Annotated in this window: 16 protein-coding genes; all 16 read right to left on the bottom strand. The window is 68.9% G+C overall.

Annotated features, from left to right (window positions below):
- Positions 1-13 precede the first annotated feature (13 nt).
- The 16 genes from waaF to SR858_RS09980 all read right to left on the bottom strand — a co-directional run bounded on the left by waaF (position 14) and on the right by SR858_RS09980 (position 16,612).
- Positions 14-1,069, bottom strand: a complete 1,056-nt coding sequence (waaF, locus tag SR858_RS10055) for a lipopolysaccharide heptosyltransferase II (protein WP_019920646.1) — start codon at positions 1,067-1,069, stop codon at positions 14-16.
- A 195-nt stretch (positions 1,070-1,264) separates the two neighbouring features.
- Positions 1,265-2,551: an MFS transporter gene (locus tag SR858_RS10050; protein WP_019920645.1), complete on the bottom strand. Its 1,287-nt coding sequence runs from the start codon at positions 2,549-2,551 to the stop codon at positions 1,265-1,267.
- Positions 2,548-3,798 carry an SLC13 family permease gene (locus SR858_RS10045; protein WP_019920644.1) on the bottom strand — a complete coding sequence of 417 codons (1,251 nt, stop codon included), beginning with the start codon at positions 3,796-3,798 and terminating at the stop codon, positions 2,548-2,550. The genes SR858_RS10050 and SR858_RS10045 overlap by 4 nt, the downstream gene beginning before the upstream one ends.
- Positions 3,788-4,447 carry a hypothetical protein gene (locus SR858_RS10040; RefSeq protein ID WP_026637069.1) on the bottom strand — a complete coding sequence of 220 codons (660 nt, stop codon included), beginning with the start codon at positions 4,445-4,447 and terminating at the stop codon, positions 3,788-3,790. Before SR858_RS10040 ends, SR858_RS10045 begins: the two co-directional genes overlap by 11 nt.
- Before the next feature lie 18 nt (positions 4,448-4,465).
- Positions 4,466-5,026: a hypothetical protein gene (locus SR858_RS10035; RefSeq protein WP_154819782.1), complete on the bottom strand. Its 561-nt coding sequence runs from the start codon at positions 5,024-5,026 to the stop codon at positions 4,466-4,468.
- Positions 5,027-5,179: 153 nt separating this feature from the next.
- Positions 5,180-6,676, bottom strand: a complete 1,497-nt coding sequence (locus SR858_RS10030; RefSeq protein WP_019920642.1) for a sigma-54-dependent transcriptional regulator — start codon at positions 6,674-6,676, stop codon at positions 5,180-5,182.
- Positions 6,667-8,193, bottom strand: a complete 1,527-nt coding sequence (locus SR858_RS10025) for a sensor histidine kinase (RefSeq protein WP_019920641.1) — start codon at positions 8,191-8,193, stop codon at positions 6,667-6,669. Before SR858_RS10025 ends, SR858_RS10030 begins: the two co-directional genes overlap by 10 nt.
- A gap of 94 nt (positions 8,194-8,287) precedes the next feature.
- Entirely contained in the window at positions 8,288-8,983 is a 696-nt protein-coding gene (locus tag SR858_RS10020) for a 4'-phosphopantetheinyl transferase family protein (protein ID WP_040377530.1), read from the bottom strand.
- A 1-nt stretch (position 8,984) separates the two neighbouring features.
- Complete coding sequence (locus SR858_RS10015) at positions 8,985-10,205, bottom strand: cation:proton antiporter (protein ID WP_019920639.1); 1,221 nt, start codon at positions 10,203-10,205, stop codon at positions 8,985-8,987.
- Positions 10,206-10,217: 12 nt separating this feature from the next.
- Positions 10,218-10,715, bottom strand: coding sequence for a transcription termination/antitermination protein NusG (gene nusG, locus SR858_RS10010; protein WP_019920638.1), 498 nt, complete (start codon positions 10,713-10,715; stop codon positions 10,218-10,220).
- Positions 10,716-10,872: 157 nt separating this feature from the next.
- On the bottom strand, positions 10,873-11,490 hold the full coding sequence (locus SR858_RS10005) for a response regulator transcription factor (protein ID WP_322534614.1): 618 nt from the start codon (positions 11,488-11,490) through the stop codon (positions 10,873-10,875).
- 146 nt (positions 11,491-11,636) lie between these two features.
- The gene (locus SR858_RS10000) at positions 11,637-12,716 is read right to left on the bottom strand and encodes an HlyD family secretion protein (RefSeq protein ID WP_019920636.1); all 1,080 of its coding nucleotides are present in this window, start codon (positions 12,714-12,716) and stop codon (positions 11,637-11,639) included.
- Complete coding sequence (locus SR858_RS09995; RefSeq protein WP_154819781.1) at positions 12,713-14,260, bottom strand: DHA2 family efflux MFS transporter permease subunit; 1,548 nt, start codon at positions 14,258-14,260, stop codon at positions 12,713-12,715. The genes SR858_RS10000 and SR858_RS09995 overlap by 4 nt, the downstream gene beginning before the upstream one ends.
- Entirely contained in the window at positions 14,257-15,192 is a 936-nt protein-coding gene (locus tag SR858_RS09990) for an acyltransferase domain-containing protein (RefSeq protein ID WP_019920634.1), read from the bottom strand. The genes SR858_RS09995 and SR858_RS09990 overlap by 4 nt, the downstream gene beginning before the upstream one ends.
- Positions 15,189-16,076 (bottom strand): alpha/beta fold hydrolase, encoded by an 888-nt coding sequence (locus SR858_RS09985; RefSeq protein WP_019920633.1) that lies wholly within the window; start codon positions 16,074-16,076, stop codon positions 15,189-15,191. Before SR858_RS09985 ends, SR858_RS09990 begins: the two co-directional genes overlap by 4 nt.
- Positions 16,073-16,612 (bottom strand): hypothetical protein, encoded by a 540-nt coding sequence (locus tag SR858_RS09980; protein ID WP_019920632.1) that lies wholly within the window; start codon positions 16,610-16,612, stop codon positions 16,073-16,075. The genes SR858_RS09985 and SR858_RS09980 overlap by 4 nt, the downstream gene beginning before the upstream one ends.
- Positions 16,613-16,618: the final 6 nt, after the last annotated feature.

Here is a 16,618-nt window from a genome sequence, read left to right as displayed (position 1 = left end):
TCCTGTTCTAAAATTAAAGGGCTGCCGGCCGCGCCGGCAGCATCGCGCGCAGCGGCGCCCATGCCAGGTCCACCGTGAGCTTGTGCATGCAAGCCTGGTGGCCCAGCGGACACACGCGCTGCTGGCACGGCGCGCACTCGAGATGCAGCCACAGTACCTTGGCGATATCCGACAACGGTGGAGTATGCCTCGGATCGGTCGGACCGTACAGCGCCACCACCGGCCGGTTCAAGGCGGCGGCTATGTGCATCAGGCCGGAATCGTTGGTCACCAGCGCCGCCGCGCTGCCGAGGATGGCGAGCGCATCGGATAACGACGTCACGCCGGCCAGGCTGCGCACGCCAGGGGCCGCGGCGACGATCTCGTCGCACACCTCTGCATCCTTGGCCGACCCCATCAGGACGATGGTGATCTCGGGCCGGGACTGCTGCAACAGCCGCGCCAGGCCTGCAAAATAGCCGCTGGGCCAGCGCTTGGCGGGACCGAACTCGGCGCCGGGCGCGAACGCCACGATGGTGGTGCCGGGTGCAATGCCCACCCGGCCCAGCGCGGCGGCCTTGTCCTCATCGCTGATGGTCAGCACCGGGAACGGTACGTTCTGCGGCGGGGTCTTCGAGACCGGCCCGGCCAGCGCCGCGTAAAACGGCAGCATCGGTCGCTTGTGCCTGGGATCGTCGTGGTGCATCACGTTGATCAGGCCGTAGCGCATCTCGCCCTTGTAGCCGATCCGCTTCGGGATCTTCGCCATCCACGGAATCAGGGCGAATTTCAGGGTATTGGGCAGGATATAGGCTTCGTCGTAGCCGCGTTCGCGCAGCATGCGCGCGTATTCTCGGCGTTCGGCCCATTGCAGCTTGCCGTGCTTGAACGGCGTTTCCAGCACCTCGCTCACCTCGGCGGCAGCGCGCCACACGGGCGCCACCCAGGCCGGGGCCAGCACGTCGATGCGGCGCTGCGAATTGGCGTCCTTCAGGGCGCGCAACAGCGGCTGCGCCATGACGGCGTCGCCGATCCAGTTGGGCGAGATCACCAGCGTGCGCACGGCACGCGTATCGATTGATTTTTCCATAAGTTCCAGTGAGACCGGCCGGTTGCCGCGGCGCCCTGGGCGCTGCCGAGCCGGCAAACCGGAATTATAGCGCCAAGCCGCCCGCGCGGCAGACCGGGCCGGGCGTGCCCTTGGCCGGCCGAGCTTGGCACTGGCCATGCAGGGCGGCGGTCGGCACAAGATGGCCGGCGTTGCCGGCCACTGCAGCTAGTGCGGTTAATGCGGCAAGCCGCACGAAGCTTGCGATTTGTCCCTGGCGCCAGCCAGCGCCGGCAACAAGGCCGCCAGCGCCAGCAGCGCGAAACTGCCATGCAGCAGGTACGTGACCGGATAGCCGTAGTGCGCGACCAGGTAGCCGGCCACCACGTTGCTCGAAGCCGCCCCCACGCCCTGCACCACCATCACCGCCGCCAGCGCCATGTTGAAATGGCCGCTGCCGCGCGTCAGGCGCTCCACCAGGAACGGCGTCAGGATGCCGAGCAGACCCACGCCGAGGCCGTCGAGCAACTGCACCGGATAAATCATGGCGAAGTCGGAAAAGCTCCACGCCAGCACGCCGCGCAGCGGCAAACTCAGCACCGCCAGCACGGCGGCCGCGCGCACCCAGTCGCGCCGGATGATGCGCTGCGCTGCCAGCGCCGCCGCCAGGGCGGACAGCTGCGACACCATGGTGATCACCGCCGTGGTCTCGAACGGGCGCTGCATCTGCAAGGCGAACTGCTGGGCGATCAGCCGCGCCAGCGGCGCGTTGCCGAAGTGGAACAGCAGCAAGGCCACGCTCAGGAGCAGCAACGATTGGTTGGTGGCCAGCACGCGCCACGACGGCGTTGCCGCCTCCGCCGGTACTCCGCTTGCCTGCTGTACCGCAGTGGGACCGGCCGGCGCCAACCCGCGCGCAGCCGCATGGTCGATGCTGGCCGGGGCGATGGCCACCGTGGCCATGATGGCAGCCATGGTCGTCATCAGCATCAGCCCGGCCACACCGGGCAGGCCGAACCAGGCGCTGGCGCCCCAGGTGCCACCGAGCAGCACCACGTTGCCGGCGTGATTCCAGGCCTCGTTCCTGCCCAGCTGGCGGCCGAAGTGCCTGGGCCCCACCACGCCGAGCGTGATGCTGGTGAGCGCCGGTGCGATCAGCACGCCGGCCAGCGCGGCCAGCGCTTGTGTCACGAACACCAAGCCTTTCTGTGGCCAGGCGATGCACAGGAAACTCATGGCGGTGATCACGGCGATCGGCACCACGATCATCATGCGCTTGTTGCGGGTGCGGTCGGCAAAAGCGCCGGCCGGCACCCCGGCCGCAAGGCCGATGGCGCCGCCAATGGTGGCCAGCATGCCCAGGTCCAGCGGCTGCCACCCCTTGGTGGTCAAAAAAGCGTCGAGGAATGGACCTAGGCCGTCGCGCGCATCGGCCAGGAAAAAATTGAGCAGCGCCAGTGCCCACAGGGTGGCGGCGGTCGGGCCCGCGGGCCTGGCGCCGATAACGGCCGGTACCGCGCTCATGCAGCCACCTGCAACAGCAGCAGCGCAGCCAGCAGGCTGGCCGGCATCACCAGCACGCCAAGCTTGAGGAAGCGCCACGCGCTGAACTGCACGCCCTCGCGCCGCAGCGCGGTCAGCCACAGGATGGTGGCCAGCGAACCGCTTACCGACAGGTTCGGGCCGAGATCGATGCCGATCAGGGCGGCAGCGCGCAGCGACGGGTCGGCCGCCACGTGGTCGAGCGTGGCTGCCCCCAGCAAGCCGGCCGGCAGATTGTTGAACAGGTTGCAGGTCAGGGCCAGCACGGCGCCGGCAATGCCATCGGCAATGACCGGTTCAGCCGCCTGCAGGCGCTGCAATTGCGCCGCCAGCGCGGCCACCACGCCGTGCGCCTGCAACGCCTCGATCAGCACGAACAGGCCGGCCACCATCAGCAGCACGTCCCACGACAGCGCCCGCACGGCGGCCAGCGGCGACACCCGCGCGGCCACGCTGGCCAGCAGCAGCGCCACCAGTCCGGCCGCCAGCGTTACCGGCCCCAGCGGCAAGCGCAACGCCGAGGCCGCACCCAGCAGCAGCGCCGTACCGGCGAGCGCACCGAGCGTGACGCGGCCGCCGGTGGACAAGGCCGGCACCGCGATTGCGCGCCGGATGACTTGCGGCAGCCCGGCACGCAGCCGGTAATACAGTATCGCGTACGTGACCACGATGGCGCCCAGCGATGGCAACAGGAACAGCGCCAGCCAGTCGGCCAGGCCCGGCATGTGCTCGCCGAACACGACCAGGTTGGCGGGGTTGGACACGGGCAGCACGAAGCTGGCCGCGTTGGCGACAAAGGCGCAGATCAGCAGGTACGGCACCGGCGGCGCATCGACCGCGCGCGCCACCGCGTACACGGCGGGCGTGAGCACCACGGCCGTGGCGTCGTTCGACAGCAGCACCGTCACCACCGTGCCCGCCAGGTACACCAGCAGGAACAGCCGGTGGCCCGAGCCGCCGGCTGCGCGCGCCGCGTGGGCGGCCAGCCAGTCGAACACGCCGTGGCGCCGGCCCAGTTCAGCCAGCAGCATCATGCCTGCCAGGAACAAATAAACATCGTTGCCGCGCGCCACGCCGGCCACGGTATGCGCCATGTCGATCAGGCCGAAGATCAGCAGCGCGGCCACGGCCAGCACCGCCCACACGGCCTCGGGCAGGCGCCACGGGCGCACCACGATGCCCAGCATGGTGATGGCGGTGATAGTCCACAGGATGGTGTTACTCGACATGGTTGGAATTGGCTGGATTGTCAGTTTTGCCGGCCGCGGCGGAAATCGCCTCGATCGCCACGCCTGCCGCGCTGCGCGTACCGATGCCCGCCGCCGCGAACGGCAGACCCGGCGCCAGCGCAAAGCCGACCAGGTCGGGCCGGAAATAGATGATGGCGCCATCGGCGAGGATGACGCCGTTGGCCTCCCCGCGCGGGCCGTACAAGACGACATCGATCGTGCCTTGCACTGCGTACTGTTGCAACGGCGGACGTGGCGGCGGCGCTGGTGGCCGGGGCGGACCTTCACCCTGCTCGTCCACCGCGCCGCCGGTCGCCAGGTTGACCAGCGCCTGCGCGCGCAAGGCGCCACCGCTGGCCGACAGCCCGATCGCGCGCACACGGTCGCCCACGGCGACGACACCGGTCAGTCGCACGGCCAGGTGCGGCGGCAGCAGCACCACCGTGCCGTCAACGAAACGCAGGCCATTCGGTTCGCCGTAAGGCGTGACCAGCAGGCGCTGCACCTGGCCTTCGATGACCGCCAGCGCCGCCTTGCCTGGCAGCGCTGGCGGCATCGGCGGTCCCGGCGGCGCTGCGCTGGCGACGGCGGCAGCGCAGCCAAGCAGCGCGGTCAGCAAGGTGGCGGACAGGCGACTATGCCATTGCATCGGTCGCGTCCCGTTCGGTTAGAGCTGGCCGCCAACTGGCGGCGCCGGTGGCTGCTGCATGCCGGCGGCAGCAGGCGATGGTGGCGGCGCGCCAGCGCCGGCTGGTGGTGGTGGCGGCATATCGGCACCGGCTGGTGGTGGTGGCGGCGTACCCGCTCCTGCTGGAGGTGGCGGCGGCATACCGGCACCGGCTGGTGGCGGCGTACCCGCACCTGCTGGCGGAGGTGGTGGTGGTAGCGTACCCGCTCCTGCCGGAGCTGGCGGTGACATGCCTGCTCCTGCCGGAGGGGGCGGTGGTGGCGCTCCGCCGCCGGCTGGTGGAGGGGGCGGCGCACCGGCTCCTGCTGGTGGCGGCGTCACGCCATCACGCGGCGGGGCCGGTGGCCGCACGCCCTGGCCTGGCTGGCCAGGCGGTTTGGCCCGGCGCGCGCCGGCTGCTGGTGGCGGTGGCGGCGTGTCGGCCTGGGCCAGCAACGGCGCTGCCGGCGGCTGCGGTGGCCGTGGTGCAGCCGTGGCGGCGGCGGTGGCAATGGACAGTGCGGCGGCCAGCATGGCGGGTTTCAGTTTCAGTACAGTCATGGTTCTCTCCTTGTTTCATTAAAAGGCGGGGTAACCATGTCTATGCAGATAGCGTGCCAGCGCCATTAGCGCCGTACAGCGCAGGATTGGACCGCTCGCTGCCCGTACCTGTCCGGATTGGTGACACCAGCTTGTCCGTCCTGCGGACAGGCGTCACATATCCAGTCCATATTGCGCCAGCTTGCGGTACAACTGCTGGCGCGACAATCCCAGCCGGCGCGCCGCCTGGCTGCGGTTGCCGTCGCTGGCGTCCAGCGCGCGGACCAGCATCGCCGCCTCCAGCTGCGCCACGGCCCGGTCCAGGTTGCCATCCCAGTCGATGGCGGGCAACCCGCCAGCCGCCGAAACGGCTGTCGCGACACCCTCCGCGACCGCAGGCGCTGCCGCAGCAACATTTTCGCCGGGGCCAGCATGCGCAGCCGTCGCAATGCCGCCAGCAATGGCGGGAACAACATCCACAGCGTCGGCATCAGCCCGCAGCGGCGCGGCAGTACCCGGCAACACACCAGTCACCGCGCTCAGCCCCAGGTGCTCGACCTCGATCAAATCCCCCTCGCTCAGCGCAATTGCGCGCTGCACGGTGTTGCGCAGCTCGCGCACATTGCCCGGCCAGTCGTGCGCGCGCAGGGCTGCCAGCGCGGCGCCGGACAGGTGCTTGCCGCGTCCGCCGCCGTGATGGAGAAAATGCGCGATCAGCACTTCGATATCACCGTGCCGCTCGCGCAGCGGCGGCAACATGATGGTGATGACCTGCAAACGGTACAGCAAATCGGCGCGGAAGGCGCCATCGAGGACCTCGCGTTCGAGATCGCGGTGGGTGGCCGCCACCACCCGCAGGTTGACCGGCTGCGCGTGGCGTCCGCCGAGCGGCGTCACTACCCGCTCCTGCAGCACGCGCAGGATCTTGGCCTGGGTGGGCAGCGCCATGTCGCCGATCTCGTCGAGGAACAGGGTGCCGCCATCGGCCTCGCGGAAGCGTCCGGGCCGGTCGGCGGCAGCGCCGGAAAACGCGCCTTTTACGTGGCCGAACAGTTCGCTCTCGAGCAGGTCGGCCGGTATCGCCGCGCAGTTGACAGCCACGAACGGACCGCCCGCGCGGGCGCTGTTGCGGTGCAGCGCCTGCGCCACCAGTTCCTTGCCGGTGCCGGTCTCGCCCAGTACCAGCACCGAATTGTCACTGTCGGCCACCAGGCCGATGCGCTTGAAAATGGCGCGCATCGCTTCGCTGCTGCTGACCATGGTGTCGGCCGGATCGGCAGCAGCTTCCACCGGCGCCGGCGCTGCCGCTGCCCTGGCCCGCAGCGCCCGCTCCAGCGTTGCGGCCAGGGCGCTGCGTCCGATCGGCTTGGTCAGGTGGTCGAAAGCGCCCAGGCGCATCGCCTCGATGGTGTTGGCGCCGCTGGCATATGCAGTCAGCATGATGCACGGCACGTCCGGCGCGATCGCCGGCGCGGCGCGCAGCAGCGCCAGGCCGTCGTCGCCGGGCAGGCGCAGGTCCACGATCGCGGCGGCGATGCCGCCCTCGCCCAGCGCGCGCAGCCCCGCCTCGGCGCTGGCCGCCTGGCGCACGCGGTAGCCGAGATCTTCCAGCGTCTCGGCCAGCGTGGCCCGGAAGGCGGTATCGTCATCGACGACCAGGATCAGCTCCATGGCAGCGCCATCACGATGCGGGTGCCGGGTACGTGGGCGGGGTCGAGGGCGACGGTGCCGCCATGGGCGTGGACCACTTCGCGCACCACCGCCAGCCCGAGGCCGGTACCGCCGGGCCGCCCCGTCACCAGCGGATCGAACAAGCTGGCCTGCAAGGCCGGCGGCACCCCGCGCCCGTCGTCGGCCACCCACAGCCGCAGGACATCGCCGTCGCGGGCGGCGCCCAACTCCACGTGCCCGCCGGCCGTGGTGTGAGCCAGCGCGTTGATCAGCAGGTTGTCGAGCACGCGGGCCATCTGCGCCGGATCGAACAGCGCTACCTCCTGCTCGGTGTGGACGGCGCTGCGCGCGCCCGGGCCGCGGTGAGCGTGCGCGGCGGCGACCTCGGCAGCGACAGCGTCTGGAGATGCTGCATGAGCGCCAGCATGGGCAGCGGCGCCTGGATCGCGGTCGGCGTGAGCTGCGGCGATATCGGCGTTGGCCGCAGCGGCGCCCGCGCAGGCCGCGTGAGTACCGGCTTGGACGGTGGCAGCACGGTGGACGGCAGCGCCAAGGCCAGGCCCGAGTTTCAGCGCCAGTGTCACCGAGAGATCGGCAGCCGCATCGGCATGGTCCAGCCGCCGCTGCTCGAGCCAGTCTGCCAGCGCCACCGGTGCGCGCTGCGGGTGGAACGGCTGCGTCAGCGCCAGCAGGCTGGCCACCAGGGTTTCCAGCCGCTGCACCTGCAGCAGCGTGGTGTGCAGCGCCGCCTCGGTGCGGGCGGGACGGCGCTCGGGCGCGGCGGCGAGCGCATTGTCCACCTTCATGCGGATGGTGCCGAGCGGGTTGCGGATTTCATGCGCCAGTCCGGCCGCCAGGCTGCCGAGGGCAGCCATCCGTTCGCTGGCCACCAGCAGGCCCGACAGCCGCTGCACTTCGCGGCCCCAGCGCGTGAGCAGCACCGCGAACCAGGCTCCGGCCAGCACCAGCGAACAGAGCAGCACACTGACGGCCACGACCAGGTGGTCGAGCGCGTTGTCGGCCATGCTGGCGACGCGCGTCAACGTCCAGCCGGCAACGTTATCGCGCACCGGGCAGGCGCCATACACGACCGCCTCGCGCAGGCCGGGGCGTACCTCGATCACCGGCGCGGCGCTGGCCAAAGCGCGCTGCGCCAGCGAGCCGATGCGCGGCAACTCGGCAGCCGGGGCATCGTTCTTGATGCCGCTGCCGTCGTAGGTGGGAAAGGCGTACGCATACACACCGCGCTGCGCCTGCCACAGGCCGCCCTCGACGCCGCTGTCTTCGCGCAGCGCCATGTCGACCACGGCGCGCTCGACCGCTTCGGCCTGCGCCTCCTCGCCGTCCAGGCGCTGGGCGCCCGCGCGCATGATCTGGCAAATCACGGCCGCACGAGTGCGGGCGGCCGTGATTTGCGCCTGCGATCCTTGCCGGCCCAGTTGCAACAGCAGCCAGATGATGAGCAACACCATCGCAGCGATTGCTGCCCACAGCCACGACAGGTCGCGTTTCAACATTCCATTCAGCACTTTATGTCCTTTAGGCAACCAACCCTGTTGCGCATTATGCCGTTTCAAAGCGGGCACGACAGCACAGTAGCCTGAAGGTAAGTTAATGAATGATGGTTGGTGACAACAAGTGCTCGATGGTTACCAGTAGCACCGTCACCGGCTCACCGTGGTGGCACAGCGCCAGGCGGTAACCGGGATCGAGCTCCAGGTGGGACAGTACGTAGGGCTGCGGCGACATCTGCGGATCGTCGAGCGCCACGTGCAGGTCGGCGCGCGGCGCCACGCTGAACGACGCCATGTCGCGCTGAAAACCGAGTCCGAGCGCCTTCATGTACGCTTCCTTGGCGGTCCACAGGCGAAAGAAATAGTCGTGCCGGGCGGCTGCCGGTTGCACGGCAAGCGCCGCGCATTCGCGCCGGTGAAAGAAGCGCTGCGCCAGCACCAGGTCGAACGGCCGCACCTGTTCGACATCGACGCCAACCGCCGTCCGCGAGATGGCGCACACCACCCAGCGTCCCGCGTGCGAGAGGTTGAACTCGGCCGTGCCATCAACCAGACGTGGCTTGCCATAGTGGCCGATCGTCACGCCGGCGCCATCGTCGAGGCCACGCAGCCGCAGCCCGTGGCGCAGCAGCAGGCGGCCCAGCATCGACCGCAAGCGGTCCACCGGCTGGCGCAGGCGGTCGATGCGGTCCAGCGTTGGCCGGTCGAGGCGGCGGCGCAGCCCGCGCTCGAGCGCTGCCGGGTGGTATTCGTCCGGCAACGCCACGCACAGCACCACGCAAAGGTCGCTCACCTCATTCACGCAGCGGACCGCCTGGGATGGCGGCCGGCGCGCGGGCCGGCACCAGGTGGCTGTTGCGCACCATCGGCAAGGCCAGCATGGTGCTGCCGATGGCCATCAGCAGCATGGCAGTAAACATCTGGTTCGAGATGATCTGCTTGTCGAGCAGGATGTTGGCGAAGATCAGCTCAATCAAGCCCTTGGTTTGCAGCAGCCAGCCGATCACGCGCGCATCGCCACGGGGCCAGCCCAGCATGCGCCCGGCCAGTCCCACGCCCAGCAGCTTGCCGGCCACGCTGGCCGCCATCAGCAAGCCGGCCGCCACGAAGACCGTCTCCGCGCCGACGGTCCAGGTGGTCTTGAGCCCGGTGCTGAGGAAAAACACCGGCATGAAGGCAAACAGCACCTGCTCGCGCAGCGCGTCCATGCGGGCGCGGTCGAACCAGCCGGCATCGAGCACCACGCCCGCCAGGAACGCGCCCACCATGTAGTGCAGCCCGGCCCAGTCCGACAAAAACGAGCAGGCCAGCAGCCAGGTCAGGCTGGCATACCAGCGGTCGCCCTCCTGCAAGCGCACCATCACGCGCCGCACCAGCCAGGCGGCGATGCCGAAACCGCACAGGAACAACCCCTGGCGGCCGATGCGCTCCCAGTCGAGCAGGATCAGCGCCAGCACGCCCCAGATCGCCAGGTCGTCGAAGCTGGCGTAGCGCAGCAGGCGCTGGCCCAGCGTGCTGCGCAGGACACCGAGCTTTTCCAGGAACAGCACCAGGATCGGCAGCGCCGTCACCGCGCATCCCATGCCCACGCCGGTGACGAATTGCCAGGTATGGGCGCGCGGGCCGATCCAGTCGGACTGCCAGCCCAGCAGCACCAGCGCCACGCCCACGCCCAGCAGCAGCGGCGTGACCAGCGCCATGCCGGCCACCACCAGGCTCTCGCCGCGATGGCGCCAGGCCTGGCGCAAATCGAGTTCGACGCCGGCAATCCACACGAACACCATCACCGCCCACCAGGCGATGCCGTTCAGCGCCAGCGTGACCTGCGGCGAAAACACGAAGGCGTGGTACCCGGGATAGGCGGCGCCCAGCACGCCGGGCCCGAGCAGCACGCCGCCGACGATCTGCACCACCACCAGCGGCGCCACGTTGTCGGAATTGAGCAGGCGCCACACCAGGTAAGGCACGGCAAAAATCATCATCATCGCCAGCAGGTAGATTTCGGTGATCGACATGGCTGGCTCCTGTCAGGCGGCGTTGGCGAGCGGACGTACGTGGGCGGCGTCGATCTCGACGCTGAGGCCACGGCCGATCAGGTGCAGGTTGATCACCAGCCGGCGCTGGCGCCCCACGCTGACGAACTGCCCTTGCGCATGCTTGAACGGCCCGGCGATCACTTCCATCGGCTGCCCGGCCACCAGGTCGGCATGGACATCGAGCGGCGCGCCGCTGCCGACCATGATGCGGATCGCCAGCACATCGTTGGCGGCCACCTGCGCGTGGCGCCCACAACTCATCAGGAGGCCACACGAACCGCGCACGGTGCGCAGCGCGCTGACCTGCTCGGGGCGCGGCTGCACGAAGATATAACCGGGAAACAGCGCCGTTTCGGTCGGTTTGGCGGCCTCGCGGTGCTTGGGCAGGTAGGAATGGATCTGGCGCTGGCGCAGCACTTCCTGCACCACGTTTTCCTGGCGGCTGCGGGTGCGCAGCACCAGCCACGGATTGGGGGATGCGTCGTTCATGGAACCTCCGTTGGTCTAGGGTGTCGAGGTTCATTATGTTTTTGTCGAACTGACAAGAACAGATGTCAGTGGATACCTGCCCGATGGCAGGTGCCATCCGGCACGGTGGGTGGCGACAGGCAAAAAAAAAGACCCCGCAGGGTCTCGATGGTGGGCGTCACGAGCGCTGGTAGCCGCTGTCGCGGATCTTGAGCGCCATCTCCAGCCGCGAACTGACCGAAATCATCCGCATCAGGTCGAAGATGTAGTTCTTGACGGTGCCGCTGCTGAGGTTGAGCGTGCACGCGATCTGCTTGTTCGAGTAGCCGATCAACAGCAGATCGACGATGTCGCGCTGGCGCGGCGTAAAGCGGATCGGCGCCGGTACAGGCGTCGCCGTATCGGGCGCCGGCTCGAAATATTTTTGCCGCGCGCAGACCGCGCGGATCGCCGCGGCAATCGCGGTAAATGCGTGGGCGCGCGACATGAAACCGTGCGCGCCCAGCCGCTCGCACAGGCGCGCCGTCTCGGCGTCGGGCGCATCGGCGATGACGATGCTGGCCGTGCGGCGGCTGTTCGGATCGTGCTGCTGCAAGTGGCCGAGCAGCGCCAGTCCCGAATTGTCCGGCATGAGCAGGCTGATCAGCACGACATCGGGCTGGTGCGCACCGGCCTGTTCGATGGCGGCAGCAACGGTGTGGGCGATATCCACCTGCCAGCCGGGAAAGCTGGCGCGCACCATCTGCGCCAGGCCGCTGGAAATGACGGGATGATGATCGACGATCAGGCAAATCATGGTGCGCACGCCTTGGAATTCCGATGCAGCGATTGTAACGACAGGCAAAATTGAACGAAACAAAAAAATGGCCTACGCGACAATTTTGCCACCGATAGTAATTACGCGGCTTGACAAGCGCGCCTTGCAAGTATTGGCCTCCTTGATTACTTGATGGCGACCCGGGCCGTAACAGACAAGCCCGGCCGTAGTTTCGACAACCACTTTTCCTGGCCGCCATCAAGCGCAATCCGTACCGGCACCCGCTGCACGATCTTGGTAAAGTTGCCGGTCCCTGGCTCGAACGGCAGCAGTGAAAACTGCGCGCCGGTACCGGGAGCAAAACTCTCCACCGTACCACGCAAGGGCTGGTCGGGCAGCGCGTCGATATCGAGCCGCACCGGCTGGCCGGCGACGATGCGCTCGCTTTGCGTCTCCTTGAAGTACGCCACCACGTACATGCGCTCGAGCGGCACCAGCGTCATCAATGCAGAGCCCGGTTGCACGATATCGCCGCGATGCACCTGCAAGGCGCCCACCGCGCCATCGACCGGCGCCCGTATCACCGCGTAACCCTGCTCCTGGCGCGCCAGCGCCAGCGCGGCGTCGGCGCGGGCCACGCCCGCTTCGGCCTGGGCCAGCGCGGCGCGCAGGCTGGCGCGCCGGCTGCGTGTCAGCTCCAGCTGACGCTGCGCCACCGCCAGTTGCGCGGTGCTGCGGTCGGCGTCCGCCGTGGCGTCCAGCGCGCCGGTGCGCGACAGTTCCAGTTCGCGCTGGGCCACGGCGCCCGATTGCGCCAGCTTTTCGTGGCGCGCCTGCTCGGCGGCGGTGCGCGCTACCCGCGCCCGTGCCGCGACGATCCCCGCCCGCACGGTGGTGATCTGGGCCGCCGCCAGCTGTTCCTCCGCATCGAGGCTGTCCAGCGCTGCCTGCGCGGCCTGCACGTTGGCACGCGCGCCCTGCAGGTCGGCAGCAGCGGCGCGGGTGCGCGCGGCCAGGTCGTCGGCGTCGAGCCGTACCAGCGGCGCGCCGGTCACCACGCGCTGGTGGTCGCGCACCAGCACTTCCAGCACCCTCCCCTTCACCTGCGGGGCGATGCTGGTATCGTCGGCGCGCAGGTACGCGTCGTCGGTCGAGACCTGGCTGCCGGGTGCCGCCAGCCACAGGGCGCCGGCGCCGCCGACCGCCAGTGCCGTCAGCAGCGGCAGCAAAGCACGCCGCCGGCTTTTTGTTTCGGTTTGCGTCATGGTTCTATCGAATGAGGGTTGGAAGACGGCGGCGCCGGCCGGCACCAGGGCACCAGCACCAGCGTGGCCAGCAACAGCCAGGCCATCAGGCGGAAGACGTCGTCGAACGCCAGCACCAGCGCCTGCCGCTGCACGTGCCGTTCTACCAGCGCCTGCGCGGCCAGCCAGGCGTGCGCGGCGTCGGTAGTGCGGGTGGACAGGTCGTGCAGCAGCCCGTCGAGCAGTTGCCGGGCGCCGTCGCCGCGCGCGCCGAGCGCCTCGCCGAGGCGCAGCAGGTGCAGCCGGCTGTGGTCCTGCAGCCAGGTATTGACCAGCGCGATGCCCAACGCACCTCCGAGGTTGCGCAGCAGGTTGAACAGGCCGGACGCTTCGTGCAGCGCCTCGTCTTCGAGATCGGCCAGCGCCAGGTTTGCGGCCGGCACCACGCACAGCATGCCGGCCACGCCGCGCAGCACGTGGGGCCAGAACAGTTCCTTGAAACCCCATTCCGGGCCGATGAACGAGAACATCCACAGGCTGGCGGTAAAAATCAGCACCCCGAGCGCGATCACCAGGCGCGGATCGACATGCCTGAGCAGGCGCATGGTCAGCGGCGCGCTGATCAGCATGCCCAGTCCCGTCACGCACACGGTGGTGCCGATATCGAGGCTGTTGTAGCCGCGCACCCGGCCCAGGAACACCGGCACCAGGTAAGTGGCCGCAAAAATGGCCGCGCTGGTGGCCAGCGCCAGCATACTGGCCAGCACGAACGTCGGCCGCTTGAATGGCGTAAGGCGCACCACCGGCGTGGCCGAGCGCAGCGAACGTTCGACGAACAGCACGAACGCCACCAGCGCCACCCACGCCGCCACGGCGATGCCGGTGTCACTGAACCAGTCGTGACGCGGGCCTTCTTCGAGCACATAATCGAGGCAACTGAGGAACAGCGCCATTGCCAGCAGGTGCGACCAGTCCAGCGTGCGCAGCAGCGCCGGCCGCGCTTCGTCGAAGCGGATCAGCGCCGCCGACAGCACCGTCACCACGATGCCCGGCACGACGTTGATGTAAAAAATCCAGCGCCAGTCGATCAGCTCCGTGATCCAGCCGCCGATGGTGGGCCCGGACACCGGCGCCAGCATGGTCACCACGCCGAGGATGGACGAGGCCAGCGCGCGGTCGCGGCCCGTAAACAGGATGAAGCCCGTGGCCCACACGGTGGGCACCATGGCGCCGCCCACAAAACCCTGGAACACGCGGAAGGCGATCATCGAATCGATATCCCACGCCAGCCCGCACAGGGCGCTCGCCAGCGTGAACAGCCCGGCGGACAACGTGAACAGCCAGCGCGTGGACAGGGCCTTGGCCAGGAAGCCAGCCAGCGGGATCATCACCAGTTCGGCCATCAGGTACGCGGTTTGCACCCAGCTGATCTCGTCCGGTGCGGCCGACAGGCCGGCCTGGATGGCGTTGAGCGAGGCGGCCACGATCTGGATATCGACCAGCGCCATGAACTGGCCGAACGCCATCACGCCGAACAGGAACAGGCGGGCGCCGCGCGTCATCATGCGGCGGTGTGGGCATCGGCAAGGTCGAGCACCTGCTGCAGCCGTGGCAGGTCGCCGCCCCAGGGCGAGAGGATGCCGTGGACGCGCCACTGGTCGGCATGCGGCACGGCGCCGTGGCGGATCCAGTTGGCCAGCGTGGCCGACGGCCCCACGTCCACCAGCGTGCATGGCGCCTGCCGGTCCAGCATGGCCAGCGACGCCGGAAAGTCGAACGGCTGGCGGATCACGTCCCACAGCGCCTCCGCGTGCGGATGGCCGTTGTAGCGCCGCACCCAGTGCGCGCGCATCGGGTCCATCAGCGCGCTGTGGAACGGCACCCGCACCGGCAGGCGGCCAAATGCCACACCGCGCGCGCGCAGCGCCGTCTCCAGCGGCGCCAGGTTCTGGCGCCGGCCCGTAAGCACGGTGGCCGACGGCATGCCCACGCCAGCCACCCACGCCAGCCGGCACACGTCGGGATCGGCCGCGCACCAGGCACGCGGCGCCATGGCCGCCAGCATGAAGCCCGGCTCCACGTAATGCGTTGCCCATTGCGCCTGGCGCGCCATCATGTCCAGCGCGGTCTCGATGGTGATGCGGCCGGTGAACGCCAGCGCGGCAAACTCACCGGCGCTGGACGCAATCACCCTTGTCGGATGCAGGCCGCGCTGGCGCAGCACGGTGGCCAGGCAGTATTCGATCATCACGACCAGCGGGTGGCTCAGGTGGATGTCGTCGAGCGGCGTGGCGGCCGAGAGCGAACCGTACAGGCGGGCGAGCAGCGACACGCCCTCGCGTTCGGTGAATTGCGCATCGAGGCCGGTCATCAGATCGCGGAAAGCGGGATCGGCGTCGAACAGCGCGCGCCCCATCTGGTAGTGCTGCGAACCCTGGCCGGGGAACAGGAACACCAGCTCGGGGCGGGATGGCTTGATTGCGTGGATACTGGTCATGGACGTTGGAGAAATTCGACGATATGGGCGATCACGCCCGGTTCCTTGAGGATGTGGAAGTGTCCGAGGCCGCTGGTCACGTGCAGGCGCGCGTGCGGCAGGTGCCGCAGCGTGGCGTAGGTACAGTCGAGCGGGATGTGGCGGTCGTCGGTGTCGTGCACGAACAGGCATGGCGGGTTGCGGGTAGTGCCATGGCGCGGCAGGCAGTGACGCATCGACTGCTGCTCGAACGGCATGCCGCCGATGTCCTCGAACCAGCGCCGCAGGCGCGGCTCCATCGTTCGCGGCACCCACAGGTAGTCGGCAAACGTGCGCAGCGTGGTGGCGATATCCGGGTACGGCGCCAGGTACACGCATTTTTCCACGCTGGCCGCTGGTTCGCACAGCGCCAGCATGGTCAGATAGGCGCCGGCCGAATGACAGACGATGGCGTGCAGCGGCCCCAGTTTTTTGATCACGCACCGCAGGTGCTGCACCGAGCGCCCGGAAAACGCGGTGCCCGGTGGCGAGTTGCCGTGGTTGACTGCGTCGAACATGACGGCGCGATACCCTGCGTGCGCCAGCGCCGGCGCCAGCGCGCGGAAATTGGCGGCGCTGCCCTGCAGGCCATGCACCAGCAGCACGACGGGACCTGCGCCGATGCTGTAGCCGGCCAGCACCGCATCGCCGCAATCGAAGGCGAGGCGCTCTGTACCATCCAGAAACGCCTGCTCGTGGGCAGACAGACCCCGGCGCGGCATGTGCGACAGCAGCCAGCGGAACGCCCCCTCTGCCGCCTGCGGCACGATGCGGCCGGCCAGCTGAAAATACAGCCGCAGCGGCGCCAGCACGATCAAGGGCAGTTTGACCACCATGGCATTGGACTGGTTGGCTGCCGCCGTCATGACTCGGCCTCCAGGCGGATCAGGCGCAGGATTTCCTTGCGCACCAGGCCACTGAACGGCTTGATCATTAGCCAGTACCCGAGAAAGCTCAGCCGGTTGCGCGCACCGATGCACAGCACCCGGGTTTCGGTATCGATTTCCACGCGCTTGGCATCGATCTGGCGGAAGCGGAACGTGAAGCCCGCTTTTTGCGTGGCGCCCGGCAGCGCGCCGCAAAACTGCGCGGCGTCCTCGATGCGGCGAATGCGGTTGCCGTCGCCGCCGCGCCAGTAGGCGACCAGGAATTCCGCAGGCCGCCGCTGTGCCAGCTCGGTCCAGTGCATGGCAGCGCAAAACGCCCGCGCGCGCCAGCGGTCGCATGGCAGGCCGCGCAGCCGGAACAGCAGCACGATCACGCGCGAACGCGATAAATCGACGTCGCGGGCGATATCGTACACGCGGCCGATGTCGCCGCAACGCACCACGGTCTTGTAGCGGTGGGCAAAGGTATAGCGCGGCAGGTAGTGCTCGAGCAGGCCGTGTGTTGTGACGGACATGGGCTG

The sequence above is a fragment of the Duganella zoogloeoides genome, from assembly GCF_034479515.1.
GTDB lineage: Bacteria > Pseudomonadota > Gammaproteobacteria > Burkholderiales > Burkholderiaceae_D > Rugamonas > Rugamonas zoogloeoides.
Note: the sequence above shows the minus strand (reverse complement) of the source record. Positions and strands in the feature narration are given on the sequence as shown.